This is a genomic window from Nocardioides sp. NPDC059952, from assembly GCF_042730435.1.
In the GTDB taxonomy this organism is placed as follows: domain Bacteria; phylum Actinomycetota; class Actinomycetes; order Propionibacteriales; family Nocardioidaceae; genus Nocardioides.
Map to the genome: position 1 here is coordinate 36,229 of NZ_JBHWLY010000036.1, position 22,784 is coordinate 59,012.

A 22,784-nucleotide genomic window follows, 5' to 3' on the forward strand; every position below is an offset into this window, starting at 1 on the left:
TCTAGTAGCCGTCCGGCGCGGCCACGTGAACCAGCCCACATTGTTTTGCACCCAATACCCCCAGGGTGCAAGAATGCACTCTATGAGTGAAAGTGCAACGTCGTGAAGCGGCTCGAGGGGACCCCCAAGGCGATCCATCGCGCCGCGCTCGAGCTCACCGAGGAGTTCGGGTACGACGGGTGGACCATGGACCATCTCGCCGACCGCGTCGGCGTCTCGCGGCGTACGTTGTTCAACCACGTCCCGAGCAAGATGGACGCCGTCCTCGGCCCCGATCACGACCCGGACCCGGCGCTGGTCGCGACGTTCGTGGAGGGCGGGCCGACGGGCGAGCTGCGCGCCGACCTCTGCGCCCTGGTCCGCACGCTGCTCGAGGCCGACCACATCGACGGCGAGGAGCTCCGGCTCGTTCGGCACGTCCTCGTCCGCAACCCCCAGGTGCACGAGGCGGCGCACGGCCGTTTCGAGAAGGGCACCCACCACTTCGCCGAGATCCTCTCCGCGCGCGAGGGCAACAGCATGTCTCCGGAGCTCGCCGGAGTCCTCCTCAAGCTCGTGATCGTCGTCTTCGACGCCGCGCTCGACCGCTATCTCGAGAACCCGTCGGACGGCACCGTCGCCGACCACTTCACCCGGATCTTCGACGACCTCGTCGATCTCTTCTGACCTACCTAGGGAGAACCCCTGATGGCCAAGCTGCTCTATCGACTCGGAAAGACCGCCTACCGGCGATGGCCGGCGTTCATCGCCGCCTGGCTGGTCGTGATCATCGGCATCGGCGCGGTGGCGACCACGATGTCCAAGCCCATGTCCACCACCTTCACCATGCCCGGCCTCGAGTCGGTCGAGGCCGCCGAGGAGCTGCCCGAGATCATGGGCACCGAAGGCGGTTCGGTGCTCGACGCCGCCTCGATCGAGGTGGTCGTCGCCGCTCCCGAGGGCGAGACCCTCACGACTCCCGAGAACCAGGCGGCGGTGAACGACCTCGTCACGAAGCTCGCCGCGCTCGACGACGTACCCGACCAGATCTCCTACATCTGGACCCCGGAGATGGCCGAGGCCGCTGCCCCGGCGACCGCGAAGGCCATGTCGGCCGAGAGCGGTCAGGAGGTGACGACGCAGCAGGCGCTGCAGATGCTGCTCGGTCAGCTCCAGGCCCAGCCGACACTGTCCGAGAACGGCCGGATCGGCCTCATCTCGACCGAGTTCGAGGACCTCGAGGCGACCGACGTGACTCCCGAGATGCAGAAGGAGGTCACCGACGTCATCGAGACTGCGAACAAGGCTGGCGCCGAGGCCTCCGGCCTGCAGATCGAGGTGCGCGGCCAGGGCATGCAGGTCATGGAGATCGGCAGCGCCAGCTCGGAGCTGTTCGGCATCATCATCGCCCTGTTCATCCTGCTGATCACCTTCGGCTCGTTCGTGGCCGCCGGTCTCCCGATCATCACCGCGGGCGTCGGCGTCGGCATCGGCACGATGGGCATCACCGCCCTGACCGCCTTCACCGACGTCTCGTCGACCACCCCGATGCTCGCCACGATGATCGGCCTGGCGGTCGGGATCGACTACGCCCTCTTCATCCTGTCCCGCTACCGCAGCGAGCTCGACCACACCGACGACCGCGAGGAAGCGATCGGCATCGCGGTCGGCACCGCCGGCTCCGCGGTCGTCTTCGCCGGCCTGACCGTCGTCATCGCCCTCGCCGCGCTCAGCGTCGTCGGCATCCCGTTCCTGACCGCGATGGGCCTCGGCGCCGCCGTCACCGTCGTGGTCGCGGTCCTGGTCGCGCTCACCCTGCTGCCCGCGATCCTCGGTCTGTTCAAGTCGAAGGCCTTCGGCCTGACCGTACGCCGCTACAACCCGAAGCGTGAGGCCGACGGCCACATCCTCAACAACGGCGTACGTTGGGCCCGGTTCATCGGCAAGGCGCCGATCGTGTGGGTGCTGATCGCCGTCGTCGGCCTCGGTTCGCTGGCCATCCCGTTCAAGGACCTGCACCTGGGCATGCCGGGCGACGGCACCGCTCCGGAGGACAGCTCGCGCCGCCAGGCGGTGGAGCTGGTCGAGGAGGGCTTCGGCCCAGGCCGCCTCGACCCGATGATGCTCGTGGTCGACGCCCGCGACATGTCCGGCGACACGGCCGCGAAGCAGAAGGCGTACGCCGAGGTCGCCGACTGGGCCGCCTCGCTGGACGGCGTCGCCAAGGTGGTCCCGCCCTCGGGCAACGACAACGGCGCGGTCATCCTGATCGAGCCGGAGACCGCCCCGGAGGACGAGGCGACCGAGGATCTGCTCGCCGACCTGCGTGACGGCGAGGGCGCGATCGAGGAGGCGACCGGCACGGATCTCGCGGTCACCGGCACCTCGGCGATCATGTCCGACATCTCCGAGAAGCTCAACGACGCGCTGCTGCCCTACCTCGCGATCGTGATCGGCCTGGCGTTCATCCTGCTGATGCTCGTCTTCCGCTCGATCCTGGTGCCGCTGACCGCGACGCTCGGCTTCCTGCTCTCGGTCCTGGCCACGCTCGGGGCCACGGTCGCGATCTTCCAGGAGGGCGCCTTCGGCATCTTCGAGGGCCAGCCGATCGTCAGCTTCATCCCGATCTTCCTGATCGGGTTGGTCTTCGGGCTGGCGATGGACTACCAGGTCTTCCTGGTGACCCGGATCCGCGAGGCCCACGTCCACGGCGCCTCCTACCGCGAGGCGGTGGTCGACGGGTTCCGCAACTCGGCACGCGTCGTCACCGCCGCGGCGCTGATCATGACCGCGGTGTTCTCCGGCTTCATCCTGATGGACGACCCGATCATCAAGTCGATGGGCTTCGCGCTCTCGGCGGCGGTCCTCTTCGACGCCTTCGTGGTCCGGATGCTCCTCATCCCGACCTTGATGTACCTGATGAAGGAGAAGGCCTGGTGGCTGCCGAAGTGGCTCGACCGGATCCTCCCCAACGTCGACGTCGAGGGCGAGAGCCTCGAGCGGCACTACCTCACCGACCGCTACGCCGGCGAGCAGCGTGAACCGGAGCTCTCCAAGAGCTGACGTCTCCTGACGAAAGACAGCCCCCGATCTCGTACGAGGCCGGGGGCTGTCTCCTGTCCGAGGAGTCTACGGAACGGAGCCCGAGGCGAGAGGCACGAAGTCGACCTTCTCGCGCACGCCACAGTCCGGGCAGCACCAGTCGTCCGGCACATCCCTCCACGAGGTGCCGGCGGCGAACCCTTCGGCCTCGTTGCCCTCCTCCACCCGGTAGGTGTGGCCGCACCCGGGACAGCGGGCGGCCAGCACCTCCTGGCCGATGACCTGCGCGACGGTCTCGTCGCCGGCCTCGGCACGATCCGCGACCGGCGGCGGGTACTTCGCCAGGATCCGGTCACGCTTGCGCGGCAGGATGTTGGCCCGCGACATGTCGCCGTCGAAGTGCGCCAGCACCCTGGGGTCCATCACCCGGCGCCAGACCGGCGGCACGATCGCGAGCAGGATCATCCCGGCGTAGCCGGTCGGCAGCACCGGAGACTCCCGGTAGTCACGCAGGGTCTGGTAGCGGCGTACCGGGTTGGCGTGGTGGTCGCTGTGGCGCTGCAGGTGGTAGAGCAGCACGTTGGTGGCGATGTTGTTGGAGTTCCAGGAGTGGCTGGGGTCGACGCGCTCGTAGCGCCGGCCGACGCGTTGCCGCAGCATCCCGTAGTGCTCCATGTAGTTGATCACCTCGAGCAGCGAGAACCCGACGACCGCCTGGATCAGCAGGAAGGGGATCACCACCGGCCCGAGCCACCCGATCAGCGCACCCCAGAGCACGGCCGACATCAGCCAGGCGTTGAGTACGTCGTTGCCGATCCGGAACGGGTGCTGGTCGCGGCGGGCGTACCTCTTCTTCTCCAGCCTCCACGCGCTCGTCAGCGACCCCGCGACCGTGCGCGGCCAGAAGGTGTAGAAGGACTCGCCGACCTTGGCCGAGGCCGGGTCCTCGGGCGTCGCCACGCGGACGTGGTGGCCACGGTTGTGCTCGATGTAGAAGTGGCCGTAGAAGCTCTGCGCGAGCGCGACCTTGGAGAGCCAGCGCTCGACGTCCTCGCGCTTGTGGCCGAGCTCGTGGGCGGTGTTGATGCCGATGCCGCCGATGCAGCCGACCGAGATCGCCAGCCCGACCCGGTCGACCATGCTCAGCGTGTGGCCGTCGAGGGCGCCGTGGGCGGCGATCGCCATGCCGCCGAGGAAGACGGCGTACTGCAGCGGCAGGTAGGAGTAGACGATCCAGCGGTAGTACCTGTCGTTCTCCAGCGCCTCGATCATGTCGTCGGGCGGGTTGGACTGGTCGAGCCCCGCGAACAGGTCGATCGCCGGCACGACGATGAGGATGATGATCGGCCCGGTCCAGAGGAACGCGCCGATGTCGGTGAGATGCCAGCCGCCGATCGCGATGAAGCCGAGGATCGGAACCACCAGCCCCAGCAGCCACAGGTAGCGCTTCTTGTCACGCCAGCGATCGGTCGAGCCGTCGGGCACGGTGCTGTTGGCGATCTCCATCGGCGTCTCCCTTGACAAATCAGGATGATCTGTCAAGTGTCGTACGTCACGTCACCGGTTGTAAATAGGATGGGCCCATGACGACGAGCCTGCCCTTCGGCATCGACTTCGGCGGCACGGGCATCAAGGGTGCCCCGATCGATCTCGCGACCGGCGAGTTCGCCGAGGAACGCGTACGCATCCCGACACCCGAACGCTCCACCCCCGACGCCATCGCCGAGATCTTCGTGGACCTGCTCTCCCAGTTCCCGGACTACGACGGGAAGGTCGGTGTGACCGTCCCGGGCGTCGTACGTCACGGGGTCGTCCACTCCGCGGCCAACATCGACAAGTCCTGGATCGGCGCCGACGCGGACGCGATCTTCACCGCGGCCACCGGCCGGGACGTGCACGTGGTCAACGACGCCGACGCCGCCGGCCTGGCCGAAGTCCGCTACGGCGCCGCGCAGGGTCGCCGCGGGCTCGTCATCATGACCACCCTCGGCACCGGTATCGGCTCGGCACTCCTCTACGACGGCATGCTCGTGCCCAACACCGAGCTCGGCCACCTCGAGCTCGACGGCCACGACGCCGAGACCCGCGCCTCCAACATCGCCCGCAAGCGCGAGGAGCTCTCCTGGAAGCACTGGGCCAAGCGGCTGGAGAAGTACTACCGGCACCTGGAGATGCTCTTCTCGCCCGACCTATTCCTGGTCGGCGGAGGGGTCTCGAAGGAGGCGGCGGAATTCCTGCCGCTGCTCGACCTGGACACCGAGATCATTCCGGCGAAGCTGCTCAACACCGCCGGGGCCGTAGGGGCCGCGTTGTACGCCGAAGAGCTCGCCACCGACTGATCCCGGCGGCGGCTGTGGTCCTGGTGGGCCCGGGTGCATCGGGGGCATCGGGGGCATCGGCTGCATCGGCGGGGCCGGGCGATCCCACGGCGCGCCCGCCTTCTTCGTCTCCTTGACCTGGGCGAGGAACGCCTTGCGGTTCGCCCGCCGCAGCCGGCGAGCCTCGCGTCGGCGCCGTGACCACGGGCTGCGCAGCACCCGGAACGCTGCGTACGCCGCACCGGCGAGCACGAGCAGCGCGACCAGACCGGCGGCCAGCGCCCAGTCGGCCCGGGCGCTCACCCCGGCGGCGGTGGCCGAGGCGTCCTCGAGATGGCCGTTGTCCAGGTCGGCGCGGGCGCTGGCCGCGCCCAGGTCGAGGAACAGCACGAGCTCACCGAGCTCGGTCAGCGGGTTCTGCGTGCCGTCGACCGCGTTGACAGCGGCACCGACCGTTCTGGTTGCATCGGCGGCCTTCGGCAGCATCGTGGCGAGCTGCTGGTATTCGCCGGTGACGTTCGCCGTCTCGTAGGCCTTCTCGGCCGCTGCGGGCACCGGGATCCCGGCCGCCTCGGCCGCCTCCTGAACCGCGACCGCGTCCTTGCTGCTTCGCTCGACCATCTCGATGACGGTCTCCGCGCTGTGGAACTGCCAGAACGACATCGGGTCACGCACCCCTGCCGGAGGAACCCAGTCGCCATTGGCGCGGTCCAACGCTTCGTACTTCTTGCGGGCTTCGGAATGCTTCGTGAGCAGCTCTGCATCGGGCTTGTTGAGAACCCACGTGCGCAGCGCCTTCTCGGCCTTCTTCGGCGAGGCACCGTGTTTCACGGCCAGGTCGAGGAAGGTCGACCAGTCACCTGGACGCGGGTTGTCGCCGTCCGATGCGTTCGTGTAGGCAGTGCGCCCCCGATAGACATCACTCAGCAGTGCGGTGAGCTGCTTGTCCGAGAGATCGCCGACCATCGTGGAGACTGCGATGACGGAGGCCGAGTATCCGTAGACGTCGGACCCTTCGACAACCCCGCGGGAGTCCCAGAACGTGAGCGGGAAGGCGTCCTTGCTGCGGCGCTTGACCCGGTCATAGCTCTGCCCCTTCGCTCCGGTCTTCTCCGTGACCCGTTGGGCGATCATCTCCGTCAGCCCCTCGGAGAGCCATCGCCCCCTGACGGTGTCCGGGTTGATCCAGGCGTGGGTCATCTCGTGGTAGAGCACCGCGGCGTCGAGATCCTCGGAGACGACGATCTCGTCGGCCTCCGAGTCGAACCAGGCGTAGCCGATCGCCTCGGAGGAGACGTCCTCGCGGATGGTGTCGAGGCCGCCCGGCCACTCCTGCCCGATGGTCTCCTCGAGGACGGGGAGTCCGGCGCGTACCTGCTTCTTGGCGAACTCTCGCCACTCCTTGTCACCGGGGAAGCTCTGCAGCGACACCTCCGTGTCGCCGATGGCCACCTTCTCCTCGTCGTAGACCTTCGGGTCGCGCGCGGAAACGCCGCCCTCGACGAAATCGCCGCTGACCTTCCAGGTTGTCTTCTGTCCTTTGACCTTCTGCTTGAAGCCAGAGACCGAGGTGGTGAACTGCATCGACTTCGGCAGCACGACCTCGACGGTCACCTGACCGTCATCGCCGACGCCGATTACCGGGAAGACGGCGTAGCCCTCACCGATCCGGATGCGGTTCTTCTTCGCCCGGATCGGGGCGCTCGGCAGCTCGTACGTGTAGGTGACCGTGCGGGACTTGCCGTAGTAGAGGTTGGGGAACGACACCGAGGCGACCTCGATCCCCGTGCCCTTGACCTTCTCGGTGCTCACCGAGAGCTTCGAGCCGTTGCTGGTCGCTCTGACCTTCTCGGCACCAGCCGGGATCGGGATCGCGTGGCCGGTCAGGAAGTAGTAGGTCGTGGCCGTGCTCGGCTGCTGGTTGGTGACCGTGACCTCGGCCTTGACCTTGACGGTGCGGGCCTTCTCGTCGAGCACGTAGCGGGTGCGCGAGGACTCGCCGACACCGTCGTCGGGCGCCGCGACGGCTGCTGGCGCGGTCGTCACCAGCCCAGCACCGAGCACCCCCAGCACGAAAATTCCTGCCGCTGCGCGCCGGAGGCGACCTGCTCCCTGACCGTTCTTCACCTGGGCACCTTAGTCCGATGCCCCGCCGGGTACGTCTTCTTTATCCCGTTCCCGGGACGTACGTCCGGGGCATCACGCCCAGGGCGTGCCCCACTTGTCGGCGAAAGCCGTCTCCTCGAGCGGCCGCCGGACACGCTCGCGCTGCTCCCGCTCGGCATCGTGCGGATCGACCTGAGCCGGGTCTCCATGGAGACCGACCGCGATCCCGGTCATCACCTTCCACCAGTCCGGTACGCCGAAGGCCGCTGCCACGGCATCGTGGTCGAACCCGGCGAACTGGTGGGAGGAGAGGCCGAGCGAGGCGGCCTGGACGGTCAGGTGCGCCGCCGCCTGGCCGAGGTCGTAGTGGGAGTAGTCGGACCACTTCGGGCCGTTGCCGTCCGGCCCGACGCCGATCTGGGAGATGGCAACGAAGATCGCCGAGGCCCTCGGCACCCAGCCGGAGTTGCCGCGGGAGAGGTGGGACACGAAGGTCTCGTGGCCGGCCGATCCACGGGGCAGGACCAGGAACGACCACGGCTGGCTGTTGCCCGCGCTCGGCGCCCACCGGGCCGCCTCGAGGAGCAGCCTGATCTCGGCGTCGTCGAGCTCGTGGGCCGGGTCGAAGACGCTCACCGACCAGCGGTCACGCAGGTGCTCGGTCAGATCCTCGGCGCCGGGCTGGGGCGCGCGCTTCGCGGCAGTCATGCCTCTATTCTGCAATGTCTACAGACTTGGGCGACAAACTGTCTCAGAGGGCGTCAACGGCGGCGGGCTGGTGACGTACAGGATCCCGTACGTCACCAGCCCGCCGATCGGTCAGGCAGGGACTCGCGCGAGTGCGGAGACGATCTCGTCGACCTTGGTCTTGGCGTCACCGAAGAGCATCTGCGTGTTCTCCCGGAAGAAGAGCGGGTTCTGCACGCCGGCGTAGCCCGCGGCCATCGACCGCTTGAAGACGACCACGTTCTTGGCCTCCCAGACCTTGAGCACCGGCATGCCCGCGATCGGGCTGCTCGGGTCCTCGGCGGCGGCCGGGTTCACGGTGTCGTTGGCACCGATGACCAGGACGACGTCGGTCTCGGCCAGGTCGTCGTTGATCTCGTCCATCTCCAGGACGATGTCGTAGGGCACCTTGGCCTCGGCCAGCAGCACGTTCATGTGGCCCGGGAGACGGCCGGCGACGGGGTGGATGCCGAAACGTACGTTCACGCCCTTGTCCCGCAGGATGCGGGTGAGCTCGGCGACCGGGTACTGCGCCTGGGCGACGGCCATGCCGTAGCCCGGGGTGATCACGACGGAGGATGCGCCGGCGAGGAGCTCGGCGGTGTCCTCGGCGTTGATCTCGCGGTGCTCGCCGTAGTCGACGTCACCGGACGGCCCGGCCTCGATGCCGAACCCGCCGGCGATGACCGAGATGAACGAGCGGTTCATCGCCTTGCACATGATGTAGGAGAGGTAGGCACCCGAGGAGCCGACCAGGGCACCGGTGACGATCAGCAGGTCGTTGCTCAGGAGGAAGCCCGAGGCGGCCGCGGCCCATCCGGAGTAGCTGTTGAGCATCGAGACCACGACCGGCATGTCACCGCCACCGATGGAGGCGACCAGGTGCCAGCCGAGCGCCAGCGCCACGACGGTGACCGCGATCAGCAGCGGGAGCGTCGGGTTGATGACGTAGACGACCGTCAGGATCACGAAGACGACCAGGGCGCCGATGTTGATGACGTTCTTGCCGGGCAGCATCAGCGGCGCCGAGGAGATCCGCGCGGAGAGCTTGAGGAAGGCGACGATCGAGCCGGTGAAGGTGACCGCACCGATGAAGACACCGATGAAGACCTCGGCCGAGTGGATGGCTCCGCCGTGAACGTGGCCGGCAGCGGCCTCGAGGTGGCCGTTCCAGCCGATCAGGACGGCGGCCAGACCGACGAACGAGTGCAGCAGCGCGATCAGCTCGGGCATGCCGGTCATCTCGACGACCTTGGCACGCCACAGGCCGATGACCGCACCGACGGCGACAGCGACGACCAGGACGATCACCGCGGTGGCGGTGCCGCCGTCGACGACCTGGATGATGGTCGCGACCAGCGCCAGCGTCATGCCGAGGACACCGTAGAGCCAGCCCTGCGAGGCGGTCTCGTGCTTGGACAGCCCCGCCAGGGACAGGATGAAGAGGAGGGCGGCGACGAGGTAGGCCGCACCGGCGATCGAGAAGATATCCATGATCAGGCCTTCCGGAACATCGAGAGCATGCGGCGGGTCACGGCGAAGCCACCGAAGATGTTGATGCTGGCCAGCAGCGTGGCGATGCCCGCGAGCACGAGCACGACGTTGTCAGCGACGGTGAGCTGCAGCAGGGCGCCCACGACGACGATGCCGGAGATCGCATTGGTCACCGACATCAGCGGGGTGTGCAGCGCGTGGTGCACATGGCCGATCACGTAGAACCCGATCACCACCGACAGCGTCAGCACCGTGAAGTGCCGGGTGATCTCGGCCGGAGCGACCGCGTTGAGCAGGAAGAGCGCGAGCGCACCGGTGCCGACCAGGGCGAGCTTCGCACCGGCGGAGAGCGGCTTCTTCTCCTCCTTGACCGCGACCTCGGCGGGCGCGGCCACCGCGGGAGCGGCGGAGACCTGGACCGGCGGAGGCGGCCAGAGCACGCCACCGTCGTGCACGACGGTCAGGCCGCGCTGGACCTGGTCCTCGAGATCGAGGGCGAGTACGCCGTCCTTCTCGGGCGTCACCAGCTTCATCAGGTTCACCAGGTTGGTGCCGTAGAGCTGGCTGGACTGCGCGGGCAGGCGCGCGGGCAGGTCGGTGTAGCCGATGATCGTGACGCCGTTGGGCGTGGTGACGACCTCGTCCTTGACGGTGCCTTCCACGTTGCCGCCCATCGCGGCCGCCATGTCGACGATGACCGAGCCGGACTTCATGCTCGCCACGTCGGCCGCCGTGATCAGGCGCGGCGCCGGGCGGCCCGGGATCAGCGCGGTCGTCACGATGATGTCGACGTCCTCGGCCTGCTCGGAGTAGATCTCCGCGGCGCGCTGGTCGTAGGCCTCCGAGGTCGCCTTCGCGTAGCCGTCGGTCGACTTCTCGACCTCGACCTCCACCTTCAGGTATTCACCACCGAGCGACTTGACCTGGTCGGCGACCTCCGGACGAGGGTCGGTCGCCCGCACGATCGCGCCCAGCGAGCTCGCGGCACCGATGGCGGCCAGACCGGCCACACCGGCACCGGCCACCAGCACCTTCGCCGGCGGCACCTTGCCCGCCGCGGTCACCTGGCCGGTGAAGAAGCGGCCGAAACGGTGGGCCGCCTCGACGACGGCGCGGTAGCCCGCGATGTTGGCCTGGCTGGAGAGGATGTCCATGGACTGGGCGCGCGAGATGCGCGGCACCGCGTCCATCGCGAAGGCGTCGACCTTGCGGGCGGCCAGGGCGTCGAGGAGCTCGGCGCTCTGCGCCGGCGCCAGCGGGGCCACCAGGGTGGCGCCGCTCTTCAGCAGCTCGACCTCGCCGACGGAGGGCGCGTTGACCCGGAAGACCAGGTCGGCACCCCACGCGTCGGAGGCCGTGCCGATGCGGGCGCCTGCCTCGGCGTACGCCTCGTCCTTGAAGCTGGACGCCTCGCCGGCTCCACCCTCGATGACGACGTCATAGCCCAGACCGGTCAGTTGTTTGACGGTCGCGGGGGTGGCCGCCACCCGGGTCTCCCCAGGCTTCGTCTCTCGGGTCACTCCGATGAGCATCCTCGACTCCTTGGTCTGCTACGCGCGGTGTCTTCAGTCTCCAGCATGGCGGGGTTCCGGTCAGGCGATCTGCGTGTGACCGATGGTTGACCGGCACCGACCGGAACCCCACCGTGCTGGTTACTGGCCGGTAACGGTAGGGTAGATCAGCAGGTGGACACCAGGGTTGTCCGGTTGTATCGGTCCAAGACCTGTGGTCTTCCTCACGTCCTCACAGCCGGCCGATACGGCGCCTTCGGGGTAGTCCGGGAGCGAACTGCCCGTTTACCGGCAAGTAATAGGCAGTTCGCTACCGGACTACCCCGAAATCAGCGCCTGGAAGCCAGTGAGAACCCGGATCTACAGCCAGCTGAGACTCGCGCCGTGGGCCTGGAACCAGCCCACCGCGCGCCCGTCGACGGCGAGACAGAAGTGATGATCCGAGTCGGGCAGGCTGGGCGCGTCGGCGGCGAGGGACCGGATCACCTGCGGGCCTTCCAGGCTGATCCAGTGGCAGCGGCCGGCGGCCACGAGAGTACGCATCCGATCCTCCAGCTCGATGCGATCGTGCTCGTCCAGGTACGCCGCGGCGGCGCTGTGATGGACCACCGGCGTGCCGCCCGAGGCGGCGGCGATCTCGAGCGCGCTCTCCAGCCGGTCGAGCATGTCGCCGGCGATGAGGCGGGGTGGCTCGGCCCCGGTCACCTCGATCGCAGCGGCGAGGCGGTCGCGGCGCTCGTCGTGGCCGGGCCAGATCAGCGTGAGCAACCAGCTCATGTCCTCCTCGTCGGTGACGTCGAGCGGGTTGAGGTCGACACCGACTCGAGCGGTGATGCGGGGAAAGGCCGCCGGAGCAGGGACCGGCCCGACCGCCGGGATCCGAAGGGTCGGCCCACCCGAACCGCGGAGCTCGCCCGCACCGTCCCAGAGATAGTCGTAGCGGTCCGGGTAGAGGCACAGGCCGGCGCTGGCGCCGAGCTCCACGAGTGCGAACGGCCCGTCTCCGAGCAGCCCCAGCGCCGGGGTCAGCGCCGCCAGCCGGGCGACCTCGTTGGTCTGCGTACGCCGCGCAAGGATCGTCCGGCGCACAGCCGGCCACTCGGGTCCGAGGAGCAGGGCCCGCAGGTCGTCGTACGGCCCCGGCTCCAGCCCGTGCCGGCGGGCCGCGGCGAAGACCAGGTTGGCCTGCTGCTTCAGCGTCGGCAGGTCGCTCAGCACCCCGAGCACTTCCGGGTCGTTCGCGACGCCCATCGCCCAGGCGCTGTAGCAGGGCGAGGTGGCCATCTCGGACGAATGGTGTCGGTAGCTCTCTCGGATGTCGGTCAGGTCGTTCAACGGCAGCATGGCGTCTCCTCCGTAGCGAGCAGGTCGAGAGCTCACCGTGCCTCCGCGAGGCCTGCCGCCGCGATGTCGATCGAGTCGACATGGCACCGGAACCGGTCCATGGGCGAGAGTGGCGTCGTGACGGAGTGGATCACGACGCGGGAGGCGGCCCAACGCCTCGGGGTGAAGCGCACGACGCTCTACACCTATGTCAGCCGACGCCTGCTCACCCGGCGCCGCAGCGGCGCCGAGAGCCTGTTCGACCGCGCCGAGATCGACGCGCTGGCCAGCACCCGTCACCATCCCGGCTCCCCGCTCGGTGTGCTGCCGATGCGTTCGGTCCGATCGAGCGTGAGCGAGGTACGCGAGGGGGAGCTGTTCCTGCGCGGCGTACCGTTGGCCGACCTGGCCGATGAGCCGTGGGACGAGGTGGTCGATCTCGTCCTGGGGCCGGGTCCCGAGATCACGGTCGACGTGCCGGAGCACCTGACCGCGCTGCCGCTCAACCGCCGACTCCCGGCACTCGCCCAGTGGGCGGGGTCCCGCGGCGCTCGGGTCGAGCCCGCCGCCGCTGCCGGCGTCGCCAAGGGGCTGCTCGGCGCGGTCGCGGTCGCGCTCGGCGGCCCGGCAGAGCCGGGCCGGCCGGCCCCCGACGCGGTCTTCGCCGCCGTCGCCGGACGCCCGGGGAGCCCCCGGGAAGTGGCCACGCTCAGCACCGCACTGGTCGCACTCATCGACCATGGCCTGGCTGCCTCGGTGGTCGCGGCCAGGGTCGCGGCCTCGGCCCGGGCCTCGGCGTACGACTGCCTGGTCGCCGGGTACGCCGCGCTCTCCGGGCAGCTGCACGGTGGCATCGGCCCGTCCGCTCTCGCCGTGCTGCGGGACGGCCCACCGGCCGACCCGAGCCGCCCGGTGACCGGCTTCGGACACTGGCGCCACCCCGACGGCGACCCGCGGGCCGACGCGATCCTCGCTCGTCTCGCGCTCGTCGACGGCTCCGCGCCCGTCCTGGCCCGTCTGGACGAGATCGCCTCCCGCACCGACCGCCTGCCGAGCATCGACGGGGCGCTCGCGGCATTCACCGTCAGCTGCGAGCTGCCCGATACCGCCTCGGAGGTGTTCTTCCAGGTCGGTCGTACGGTCGGCCTCGCGGCGCACATCGTCGAGGAGTCCGAGGAGGATCCGCTGCGCTGGCGCGCGACGGATCCTGCCGACTGACAACCCGTCACCCGGCGGCCGGTCGCTCGCTGTCGAGCTGCCCCATGAACTGGGTCGGGTAGCGGTCGCCGCGGGCGGCGCCGACGGGCACGGCGGCGTCGATGCGAGCGAGGTCGGCCTCGTCGAGGCCGACGGCGTTGGCACCGACCATCGACTCGACCTGGCTGACCCGGCGGGAGCCGATGACGGGGACGATGTGCTCGCTCTGGGCGGCGACCCAGGCGATCGCAAGCTGGGCCAGGGTGATGCCCTTGGCCGTGGCGATCTCCTCCAGGGTGACGAGCAGCGCGCGGTTGTGGTCGAGGTTGTCGCCCTGGAAGCGCGGCATCATCGCGAGCGAGCCGCCGAGGGCACCGCTTCCACCGATCAGGCCACGGCCGAGGACGCTGTACGCGGTGATGCCGATGCCCAGCTCGCGGCAGGTCTCGAGGATGCCGTTGGTCTCGATCCCCCGGCTGAGCAGGGAGTACTCGATCTGCAGGTCGCTGATCGGGGCCACCGCGGCGGCCCGCCGGATGGTGCCCGCGCTGACCTCGCTGAGTCCGATGTGGCGTACGTATCCCGCCTCCACCAGCTCCTGGACCGCGCCGACGGTCTCCTCGATCGGGACCTGTGGGTCGACGCGGGCGGGGCGGTAGATGTCGATGTGGTCGGTGCCGAGCCGCTGGAGGGAGTAGGTCAGGAAGGACCTGACCGCCTCGGGGCGGCCGTCGAAGCCGGCCGGCATCCCGGCGGGCGTGATCAGGGCGCCGAACTTCACCGAGAGCACCGCGTCGTCGCGGCTGCGCCCGCGCAGCGCCCGGGCGATCATCATCTCGTTGTGGCCGGCGCCGTAGAAGTCGCCGGTGTCGATCAGGGTGCCGCCGGCGTCGAGGTAGGCGTGGATGACGCGTACGCCCTCGTCGTCGTCGACCGCGCCGTAGGCGCCGGAGAGGCTCATGCCGCCCAGCGCGGGCGAGGTGACGGTGGGGCCGGTCTTGCCGAGCTGTCGGCTGCTGAACTGGGTCTTGTCGGAAGTCGTCATGCCATCCAGCGTGCGGCGCTCGACCGACGCGCGGCAGGCACGGCACATCCAGGGAGAGGCTGTCCCTGGATAACCGGTCACGACCGGCCGATGATGGAGCGTGTGATCGACCGCGATGAGCTCGCCGACTTCCTGCGTCGTCGCCGGGAGCTGCTCCGGCCCTTCGACGTCGGCCTCCCGGACGGGTTGCGGCGGCGTACTCCGGGGTTGCGGCGGGAGGAAGTGGCCTCGCTCGCCGGGATCTCGACCGACCACTACACGCGGCTGGAGCAGGCGCGTGGGTCCGCGCCGTCGGAGTCGGTGCTCTCCGCGATCGCGCGAGCGCTGCAGTGCGATCTCGACGAGCGCGACCACCTCTTCTACCTCGCCGGGATGACACCGGCTCCTCGTCGCGCCGGTGGCTACGTGCGTCCTGGGCTGATCGCGCTCGCCCGGCGGCTGACCGACATCCCCGTCATGATCTGCACCGACATCGGCGAGATCGCCTGGCGCAACGAGCTCGCCACCGCACTGACCCCGCCTCTGCCCGATCGGCCCGGCCGCGACCGCAACATCTACTGGCGCTGGTTCATGAAGCCCGAGCTGCGGCCGGCGCCGCCGGATGACTGGGACCGGCTCTCCGCCAACCATGTGATGGACCTGCGCGCGACGTACGCCCGCAGGGCCGGCGAACCGGACATCACCTCGCTCGTGCACGACCTCCTCGGGGCGAGCGCGGAGTTCCGCGAGCTCTGGGAGCGGCACCAGGTGGCAGTGCGGCGTGCCGACGTGAAGACGTTCGTCCACCCCGAGGTCGGCGCGGTCTCCGTACGCTGCGAGGTCCTGCTCACCGAGGAGGCCGACGTGAAGCTGCTCGCCTACTTCCCGCTCGAGGGCACCGATGCCGCGGAGAAGCTCGAGCTGCTCCGCGTCATCGGCACCCAACGGCTCACGAGCGAGGGCTCATCACCCACCTGAGTGCGATGAAGCGGATCAGCGTGGCTGCGGCGTTGGCGGCCACGAGCACGACGATCTCGACCGCCCGCGCAGGTGTCGGCGCGGCCAGGTGGAGGAGCGCGAGCGATCCGGAGGTCAGGGTCAGACCGACCCCGAAGGCGGCCAGCCCGGCGACGTGATGCTTGACCGCGCCCTGTCGCACGGTGATCCCGAAGGTCAGCCGGCGGTTGGCCGCGGTGTTGGCGACCGCGGTCACCAGGAGCGCGACCAGGTTTGCCGCCTGCGCGCCGACGGCGGTGCGGAGGAGGACGTAGAGGAGCAGGTACGCCAACGTGCTCAGCACCCCGATCGCGCCGAACCGGATCACCTGAGCCGCCAGGCTCGGGCTCCGGACGGGCCCGGGAGGACGTACGCCGCTGAGGTCGATCCGGCCGCTGACCAGCCCGAACAGCAGTCTCCTGATCCCGGCCAGGTCCTCCTTGACGGTCTTGACGATGTCCACGCGCGAGTCCGGGTCGTCGACCCAGTCCACCGGCACCTCGTGCACCCGCAGCCCGGCCTCGGAGGCCAGGACGAGCAGCTCGGTGTCGAAGAACCAGCTGTCGTCCTCGACCAGTGGCAGCAGCTTCTCGGCCACGTCGCGGCGGATCGCCTTGAAGCCGCACTGCGCGTCGGTGAACTCCGCGGAGAGGACCCCGCGCAGCAGCAGGTTGTAGCCCTTGGACAGGAAGTCCCGCTTCGGGCCCCGCTCGATCCGGCTGCCCCGGGCCAGCCGCGACCCGATCGCGACGTCGGAGTGGCCCGAGAGGAGCGGGGCGAGCAGTGGCGGCAGGGCCCGCAGGTCGGTGGAGAGATCGACGTCCATGTAGCCGACCACCTCCGCCCGTGACGTGGACCAGGCCGCCTTGAGTGCTCGTCCCCGGCCCTTCTCGTCGAGATGGATCGCGCGGACCCGGGTGATCTCGGTCGCGAGCCGCTCCGCGATGTCCCACGTGGCGTCGGTGCTGGCGTTGTCGGCGATCGTGATCGTCGTGGAGTAGGGCAGGGTGCGCAGGTAGCCGTCGAGGTGGCGTACGGACTCCTCCAGGCCCTTCTCCTCGTTGTGGACCGGGATCACGAGGTCGATCGCCGTCAGCAGCCGCTTCTCGTCGACGACCCACATCCCGCTGGAGAGTGCCGTTCCCGCGGTCACGAGGCGTCCTCGGTCAGGTCGTAGACCGTGGTGCTGCCGATCGTGGTCTGGGTGAAGTTCGCCTCGACCCAGGCGCTGATGAGCGAGGCGCTGGAGGTCTCGTCACTGCTGCCGCCTCTCGCGCCGCCCATCCCGCCGCCGGCGATGAAGTAGTGGATCTCGCCGTTGGCGACGTACTCCTGGAACTGCTCGAGCGTGATGCTGTTCGAGGTGCCGTTGAAGCCGCCGATCGCCATCACGGCCTCGCCGGTCTCGAGCTGGAGGCCGGCCGCGGTCTGGGAGCCGATCGTCGCGGCCACCCAGGTGTAGTTGCCGGCGTTGGTGCTCACCGCCTCGGCGAGCTCCTCGTCGACGTTGCTGCCGCCCATCATCCCGCCGCCACCGGGCATACCGCCGCCACCGCCGCCGGGCATGCCGCCGCCGTTGGTGCCGGGCATCTGCTGGGTTCCGGTCCCACCGGGTGCGCCGTTGGGCGGGGTGCCGTTGGGCGGGGTGCCGTTGGTCTGGCCGCCGGGGCCACCGCCACCGCCGGGCATGCCGCGTCCTCCGCCGCCCATGCCACCCATCCCGCCGCCCTCGTACGGACCGGCCGTCACGATCGAGCCGGTGTGAGCGGTGCCGATCGTCTGGATCGCGTACGCAGCCGGCCCGACACCCAGGGTGACGGCCGCCGTCGCGAGAACCGCCGCCGCAGCCCGGCGGGTGAGCCGGTCCGCGAAGACGAAGGCGGCAGCAACACCGAGGCCGATGATCAGGACGGGCCAGCGCAGCGCGTCGTACGGCTGCTCACCCGACTGCCCGAGGAGCACCCAGCCCCACACGGAGCTGCCGGCCATCGCGACCGCCAGGGTGATCCGGGCGAAGAGGTTGTCGCGGTCGCGCCACATGATCACCGCGCCGACGACCGCGGTGATCGCGATCCACGGGGCCAGCGCGACCACGTAGTAGTCGTGGTAGATGCCCTCCATGAAGGAGAAGACCAGGCCGGTGACGAGCATCGTGGCACCGCTGAGCATCAGGGCGGCACGGGTCAGGTCCGTACGCGGCGCCTTGCGCAGCGCGATCAGGCCGGTGACGAGGAAGAGCAGCGCCGCGGGGAGCAGCCAGGAGACCATCCCGCCGGAGACGCCCTGGAAGAGGCGCAGGATCCCGGCCGCGCTGGAGAAGCCGGCGTTGCCGAGGCCGCCGTAGTCGCCGCCGTTGAGCCGGCCGACGCCGTTGTAGCCGAGGGTCAGCTCGAGGAGCGAGTTGCCGGTCGAGCCGTCGATGTAGGGGCGCCACGACTCCGGGATGAGCTCGACGATCGCGATGTACCAGCCGGCGCTCGCGACCATGGCGGCGAAGCAGGCGATGCCGTGGGTCAACCTCCTGCCCAGCGAGCCCTTGCCCGCGATCAGGTAGACGATGGCGATGGCCGGGATGATCAGGAACGCCTGCAGCATCTTCGTCAGGAACCCGAAGCCGAGCAGCGCACCGGCCAGCACCATCCACCTGCCCTTGCCGGTCTCGATCGCCTTGAGCGTCGAGAACCCGGCACCCACCAGCAGCAGGAGCAGCAGCGCGTCCGGGTTGTTGAACCGGAACATCAGTGCCGCCGCCGGGGTCAGCGCGGTGAACGCTCCCGCCGCGATCGCCGCCTGCCACGGCGCGACCTTCTTCACCAGTCCGTACGTCAAGCCGACCGTCGCCACGCCCATCAGGGCCTGCGGGACCAGGATGCTCCACGAGGACAGCCCGAAGAGGCGTACGGACAGGCCCATCACCCACAGCGACGCCGGCGGCTTGTCGACCGTGATCGAGCTGCTCGCATCGAGCGCCCCGAAGAACCACGCCTTCCAGCTCTCACCGCCGGCCTGTGCGGCCGCGGAGTAATACTGGTTCGCGTACCCCGACTCGGACAGCGTCCACAGGTACGCCACGGCTGTGAGAGTCAGCAGAATGATGAGCGACGCGCGCTCGGGGCGCCATCGTGGTTTCGCCGCCGGCGGTGTCTGCTCGGGCGCCGATCTCGCCGTGGGTGGGTCGAAGAGTTGGGTCATGATGACCACGGTCGAGCGCGGGTCTGTGGGAGTCTTTCGGCGAGGCTGTGAGCGTCCTATGTGGTTCGCTTCACATCTCGCTGGTCGCCCCCGCTGGTCGAGCCGCGAGCGCCAGCGAGCGTGTCGAGACCAACACAGTCGCTTTCCGGGGCTGGTTCTTCTGGGGACCGTAGGCCGCCGACCCTTGCTTGGAGGGTCTTCTCGACAGACCCCGGAGTAAAGGACGGCCTGCGGCCGCCGGCTTCGCCGGCCGCTATCGCGGTCCTTGACACCGGGGCCCGTCGAGAAAGATTTGGCTGGCTATCGGGGCGGCGGCCCGGGTGTGGCGCAGCGCATTCACTCCTGCGGTAGATGGTGTTGATGGGGGTGGAGGGGTGGCCCTTCGGGCCACTTACCATCCACAGAAGCGAGCCTGTTCACTCACCGAGAAAATGGCGCTTGACCTGCACCTATGGGTGGTTAGGTATCCATTCAAGGCGTAGAATCAGGACCATCACAACACACCTCTGAAGGAAGGACTGGCGATGAGTCTCGGGCGCGACATCGACCCCTGGGGAACCAACCCCGGCGATGCGATCGACGCCGCCCTCGAGGCCATCGAGACCGCCCTCCAAGAACTCCTGTCCACTGATCCTGCCTACTGGCGCACGAGCCAGAAGAAGGACCTGCTGGAACGGTTGGAGAAGCTCCAGGCCCAGCAGGCCGCACTGAAACTGCGGGTGCTCGCTGCTGCGGGTGATATCGCGGAGGAGACCGGCGCGAAGGATGCCTCCGCCTGGATGCGGGCAGAGTTGTTGGTCGACAAGGGGGCGGCGCACTCGCAGATCAAACTGGCGACCAGGGTCGCCAAGTACGACCTGGTGGCAGCCGGCCTGGCCGAAGGCGTGGTGTCCCAGGACAAGGCCCGCGTCATCACCCGGGCGTTGGACAAGGTCCATGCCGACCCTGTCGCGAGCGCCGAGGACCTGGCCCTGGCCGAGAAGCTCCTCGTGGGTTACGCGACCCAATTGACGGCGAACGAGCTGCGGATCGTCGGCCGGAAGATCCTCACCGAGGTCGACCCCGCCCGGTTCGAAGACGCCGAAGCCAAGACCCTCCTCGCCGAAGAAGAACGCGCCCAGCAGAAGACCGCCCTGCGGATCTGGGACAACCACGACGGAACCGTCGGATTCGACGGCGTCCTGCCGACCTCGATCGGGATGCGGTTCAAACGACTCGTCGAGGCCTACGCCCAACCCCGCAAACAACAGCTCGTCGCCAAAGGCAGCCCGCTGCCGCCCTGGGAGCGGTTGATGGGCCAAGGCTTCACCCGGCTGCTGGAGACCATCGACCCCGCCGCGCTGCCCCGCCACGGTGGGGATGCGACCACGATCAACGTGGTGATCTCCCTCGAGGAGCTGCGTAAGGACCTCGGGGTCGCCACATTGGGTTACGACGAGACCAACGGGGCCACCATCAGCGCCGCCGAGGCCCGCAAGCTGGCGTGCAACGCGACCATCATCCCCTGGGTGCTGGGCGGTGATGGTGAGGTCCTCGACGCCGGCAGGGCTAGCCGGTTCTTCCAACCGATCCAGCGCAAGGCGCTCCGGCTACAGCAGAAGTGCTGCCAAGCCGAAGGGTGTGACATGCCCCCGGAATGGTGCGACGCCCACCACCTCGACCCCTGGGCAGCAGGCGGCAAGACCAACCTCAAGGACGGGGCCCTGTTGTGTCCCCATCACCATCGGCTGGCGCACGCCCCGGCATACGTCCATGAGCGACTACCGGATGGCACCATCCGGTTCACCCGCCGCCCCTGAGACCCGCCAGGGTTCTGATTCATCCCGGCCGGGACAATCGCCGTGCCGGCCCGTTTCCGCAGGTGTTCCCCACCGGCGCGGAGACTTCCCCACGCCTGTAGTCGCGCCCGCACGACGAGACCTCAACCTTCCCCGGACACCAGCTACAGCCCCAAGCCCGCGCCCAACTGAATCCGCTGCGCCACACCCTCGCCGCCGACCCGATACAGGCGAAATCTTTCTCGATCGTGTGCCGGGTCAAGGCGATGTATCGAGCTTGTCGAGATGATGGCCGCAGGCCACCGCGAAGCGGCGGGCGAAGCCCGTCCTTGACGCGGTGCGTGATCGAGAAACAATCGAAGCAAGGGTCGGCGGCGAACACCGACACGAAACCACGGCCGCCGGAGCCGACAGAGCGGGGCGCGACGCGCCGTACGTGTCCGAGATCACGTTCCCAGACATACCCAAAACAAGAACACGTTCTAGAATTGAGCGTCAAACCCACGTACGCCCACATAACCACCTGGTGGAACGGATTCGGAGGGTTACACGACCCCCTTTAGGCTTGCCTTAGTACATCCACGGAAGGTTGAACTCCCTTATGCGTGACATCCGCGTTGCGATCGTCGGTGCCGGCCCGGCCGGCATCTACGCTGCCGACATCCTCACGAAGGAGCACCCTGGTGCGCGCGTCGACGTCATCGAGCGCCTGCCTGCTCCCTACGGCCTGGTTCGCTACGGCGTGGCTCCTGACCACCCGCGAATCAAGGAGATCATCAAGGCGCTGAAGCGCGTCCTGAACCAGGACAGCATCCGCTTCATCGGCAACGTCGACTTCGGCACCGACCTCAAGCTCGACGACCTGCACCGGTTCTACGACGCCGTCATCTTCGCCACCGGCGCGATGGCCGACCGCGAGCTCGACATTCCGGGGATCGACCTGCCCCAGTCCTACGGCGCGGCCGACTTCGTCAGCTGGTACGCCGGGCACCCCGACGTCTCCCGCGAGTGGCCCCTCGACGCCGAGGAGGTCGCCGTCCTCGGCGCCGGTAACGTCGCCCTCGACGTCGCCCGCATGCTGGCCAAGCCTGCCGACGAGCAGCTGGTCACCGAGGTGTCCGACAACGTCTACCAGGGCCTGAAGAAGAACCCGGCCAAGACGATCCACGTCTACGCCCGCCGCGGCCCGGCGCACATCAAGTTCAGCCCGATGGAGCTGCGCGAGCTCTCGCACTCCCCCTCGGTCGACGTCGTCGTCGAGGAAGAGGGCTTCGAGATCGACGAGGCCGGCGAGAAGGCGATCCAGAGCCACAAGGCGACCAAGCTCGTGGCCGACATCCTCCTGAAGTACATGGAGGCGCCCGCCGGCGACAAGCCCCACAAGATCGTCATCCACATGATGCAGAACCCCGTCGAGATCCTCGGCGAGGACGGTCAGGTGGTCGCGCTGCGCAGCGAGAAGACCGAATACAACGGCGACGGCACCGTCACCGGCACCGGCGAGTTCACCGACACCCCGGTCCAGGCCGTCTACCGTGCCGTCGGCTACCTGTCCGAGTCGCTCCCCGACGTGCCCTTCGACGGCGAGAACGGGGTCATCCCCAACGCCGGCGGCCGAGTCCTCGACCTCAACGGCGAGCACATCAACGGGACGTACGTCACCGGGTGGGTCAAGCGCGGACCGGTCGGCCTCATCGGCCACACCAAGTCGGACGCCAAGGAGACCATCGACAACCTCCTGCACGACCTGGACAAGCTCACGCCCGCCGAGCACGGCTCGCCCGCGGCGGTCCTCGAGCACCTGTCCGGCAAGGGCGTCGACTTCACCACCATCGAGGGCTGGGAGAAGCTCGACAACCACGAGCGCTCCCTCGGCGAGGCCCAGGGCCGCGAGCGGATCAAGGTCGTCCCCCGCGACGAGATGATCCAGATCTCCAACGCCTGATCACAGTTCGTACGCGGCGGGGGCCGGGCTACACGCCGGTGTTAGGCCCCCCCCCCCCAATACCCCAAGCAACGAAAAGGGGTTAAGAAAACCCGCCCGCACCGCGTTGAGGCGGGAGAGAACGGGGCGCCCGAAACCCCGGGCCGGCCGGGG

General features: G+C 68.9%; 15 protein-coding genes. 7 read left to right on the forward strand and 8 right to left on the reverse strand.

The features are described from left to right. Nucleotides 1–102 precede the first annotated feature (102 nt). Nucleotides 103–666: a TetR/AcrR family transcriptional regulator gene (locus ACFV9G_RS17290; protein WP_378728722.1), complete on the forward strand. Its 564-nt coding sequence runs from the start codon at nt 103–105 to the stop codon at nt 664–666. A 21-nt stretch (nt 667–687) separates the two neighbouring features. Next, nucleotides 688–3,042: an MMPL family transporter gene (locus ACFV9G_RS17295; RefSeq protein WP_378728723.1), complete on the forward strand. Its 2,355-nt coding sequence runs from the start codon at nt 688–690 to the stop codon at nt 3,040–3,042. Nucleotides 3,043–3,108: 66 nt separating this feature from the next. Here the strand turns inward: ACFV9G_RS17295 and ACFV9G_RS17300 are convergent, their stop codons facing one another. Next, on the reverse strand, nt 3,109–4,527 hold the full coding sequence (locus ACFV9G_RS17300) for a fatty acid desaturase (RefSeq protein ID WP_378728725.1): 1,419 nt from the start codon (nt 4,525–4,527) through the stop codon (nt 3,109–3,111). Between the two features lie 77 nt (nt 4,528–4,604). Here ACFV9G_RS17300 and ppgK point away from each other — a divergent pair, with 77 nt between their 5' ends. Further along, nucleotides 4,605–5,360 carry a polyphosphate--glucose phosphotransferase gene (gene ppgK, locus ACFV9G_RS17305; RefSeq protein WP_378728726.1) on the forward strand — a complete coding sequence of 252 codons (756 nt, stop codon included), beginning with the start codon at nt 4,605–4,607 and terminating at the stop codon, nt 5,358–5,360. A gap of 2,178 nt (nt 5,361–7,538) precedes the next feature. Here ppgK and ACFV9G_RS17310 read toward each other — a convergent pair. The 4 genes from ACFV9G_RS17310 to ACFV9G_RS17325 form a co-directional block, all read right to left on the reverse strand. Then, entirely contained in the window at nt 7,539–8,153 is a 615-nt protein-coding gene (locus ACFV9G_RS17310) for a nitroreductase family protein (protein ID WP_378728727.1), read from the reverse strand. Nucleotides 8,154–8,264: 111 nt separating this feature from the next. Continuing rightward, entirely contained in the window at nt 8,265–9,665 is a 1,401-nt protein-coding gene (gene pntB, locus ACFV9G_RS17315; RefSeq protein ID WP_378728728.1) for a Re/Si-specific NAD(P)(+) transhydrogenase subunit beta, read from the reverse strand. Between the two features lie 2 nt (nt 9,666–9,667). Further along, nucleotides 9,668–11,197, reverse strand: a complete 1,530-nt coding sequence (locus tag ACFV9G_RS17320) for a Re/Si-specific NAD(P)(+) transhydrogenase subunit alpha (RefSeq protein ID WP_378728729.1) — start codon at nt 11,195–11,197, stop codon at nt 9,668–9,670. Between the two features lie 339 nt (nt 11,198–11,536). Continuing rightward, nucleotides 11,537–12,520 carry a DUF2332 domain-containing protein gene (locus ACFV9G_RS17325; protein ID WP_378728730.1) on the reverse strand — a complete coding sequence of 328 codons (984 nt, stop codon included), beginning with the start codon at nt 12,518–12,520 and terminating at the stop codon, nt 11,537–11,539. Between the two features lie 117 nt (nt 12,521–12,637). Here ACFV9G_RS17325 and ACFV9G_RS17330 point away from each other — a divergent pair, with 117 nt between their 5' ends. Continuing rightward, the gene (locus ACFV9G_RS17330; protein ID WP_378728731.1) at nt 12,638–13,717 is read left to right on the forward strand and encodes a citrate synthase; all 1,080 of its coding nucleotides are present in this window, start codon (nt 12,638–12,640) and stop codon (nt 13,715–13,717) included. A gap of 7 nt (nt 13,718–13,724) precedes the next feature. Here the strand turns inward: ACFV9G_RS17330 and ACFV9G_RS17335 are convergent, their stop codons facing one another. Next, nucleotides 13,725–14,741 carry an aldo/keto reductase gene (locus ACFV9G_RS17335; RefSeq protein WP_378728732.1) on the reverse strand — a complete coding sequence of 339 codons (1,017 nt, stop codon included), beginning with the start codon at nt 14,739–14,741 and terminating at the stop codon, nt 13,725–13,727. Between the two features lie 102 nt (nt 14,742–14,843). Here ACFV9G_RS17335 and ACFV9G_RS17340 point away from each other — a divergent pair, with 102 nt between their 5' ends. Continuing rightward, nucleotides 14,844–15,698 carry a helix-turn-helix transcriptional regulator gene (locus tag ACFV9G_RS17340; RefSeq protein ID WP_378728733.1) on the forward strand — a complete coding sequence of 285 codons (855 nt, stop codon included), beginning with the start codon at nt 14,844–14,846 and terminating at the stop codon, nt 15,696–15,698. Here ACFV9G_RS17340 and ACFV9G_RS17345 read toward each other — a convergent pair. Both ACFV9G_RS17345 and ACFV9G_RS17350 read right to left on the reverse strand, forming a co-directional pair. After that, nucleotides 15,670–16,869 carry a glycosyltransferase gene (locus ACFV9G_RS17345; RefSeq protein WP_378728734.1) on the reverse strand — a complete coding sequence of 400 codons (1,200 nt, stop codon included), beginning with the start codon at nt 16,867–16,869 and terminating at the stop codon, nt 15,670–15,672. The two genes, ACFV9G_RS17340 and ACFV9G_RS17345, sit on opposite strands and share 29 nt — an antisense overlap. Then, complete coding sequence (locus tag ACFV9G_RS17350) at nt 16,866–18,908, reverse strand: ArnT family glycosyltransferase (protein WP_378728735.1); 2,043 nt, start codon at nt 18,906–18,908, stop codon at nt 16,866–16,868. The genes ACFV9G_RS17345 and ACFV9G_RS17350 overlap by 4 nt, the downstream gene beginning before the upstream one ends. Nucleotides 18,909–19,432: 524 nt before the next feature. Here ACFV9G_RS17350 and ACFV9G_RS17355 point away from each other — a divergent pair. Together ACFV9G_RS17355 and ACFV9G_RS17360 are read left to right on the forward strand one after the other, a co-directional pair. Beyond that, on the forward strand, nt 19,433–20,707 hold the full coding sequence (locus tag ACFV9G_RS17355; protein WP_378728736.1) for a DUF222 domain-containing protein: 1,275 nt from the start codon (nt 19,433–19,435) through the stop codon (nt 20,705–20,707). A 580-nt stretch (nt 20,708–21,287) separates the two neighbouring features. Further along, nucleotides 21,288–22,631, forward strand: coding sequence for an FAD-dependent oxidoreductase (locus ACFV9G_RS17360; protein WP_378728737.1), 1,344 nt, complete (start codon nt 21,288–21,290; stop codon nt 22,629–22,631). Nucleotides 22,632–22,784: the final 153 nt, after the last annotated feature.

What these genes read in the sequence shown, in the direction of transcription:
- ACFV9G_RS17295 (WP_378728723.1), top strand. Translation starts at nt 688, where the DNA reads ATGGCCAAGCTGCTCTATCGACTCGGAAAGACCGCCTACCGGCGATGG.
- ACFV9G_RS17300 (WP_378728725.1), bottom strand. Translation starts at nt 4,527, where the DNA reads ATGGAGATCGCCAACAGCACCGTGCCCGACGGCTCGACCGATCGCTGG.
- ppgK (WP_378728726.1), top strand. Translation starts at nt 4,605, where the DNA reads ATGACGACGAGCCTGCCCTTCGGCATCGACTTCGGCGGCACGGGCATC.
- ACFV9G_RS17310 (WP_378728727.1), bottom strand. Translation starts at nt 8,153, where the DNA reads ATGACTGCCGCGAAGCGCGCGCCCCAGCCCGGCGCCGAGGATCTGACC.
- pntB (WP_378728728.1), bottom strand. Translation starts at nt 9,665, where the DNA reads ATGGATATCTTCTCGATCGCCGGTGCGGCCTACCTCGTCGCCGCCCTC.
- ACFV9G_RS17320 (WP_378728729.1), bottom strand. Translation starts at nt 11,197, where the DNA reads ATGCTCATCGGAGTGACCCGAGAGACGAAGCCTGGGGAGACCCGGGTG.
- ACFV9G_RS17325 (WP_378728730.1), bottom strand. Translation starts at nt 12,520, where the DNA reads ATGCTGCCGTTGAACGACCTGACCGACATCCGAGAGAGCTACCGACAC.
- ACFV9G_RS17335 (WP_378728732.1), bottom strand. Translation starts at nt 14,741, where the DNA reads ATGACGACTTCCGACAAGACCCAGTTCAGCAGCCGACAGCTCGGCAAG.
- ACFV9G_RS17350 (WP_378728735.1), bottom strand. Translation starts at nt 18,908, where the DNA reads ATGACCCAACTCTTCGACCCACCCACGGCGAGATCGGCGCCCGAGCAG.
- ACFV9G_RS17355 (WP_378728736.1), top strand. Translation starts at nt 19,433, where the DNA reads ATGAGTCTCGGGCGCGACATCGACCCCTGGGGAACCAACCCCGGCGAT.
- ACFV9G_RS17360 (WP_378728737.1), top strand. Translation starts at nt 21,288, where the DNA reads ATGCGTGACATCCGCGTTGCGATCGTCGGTGCCGGCCCGGCCGGCATC.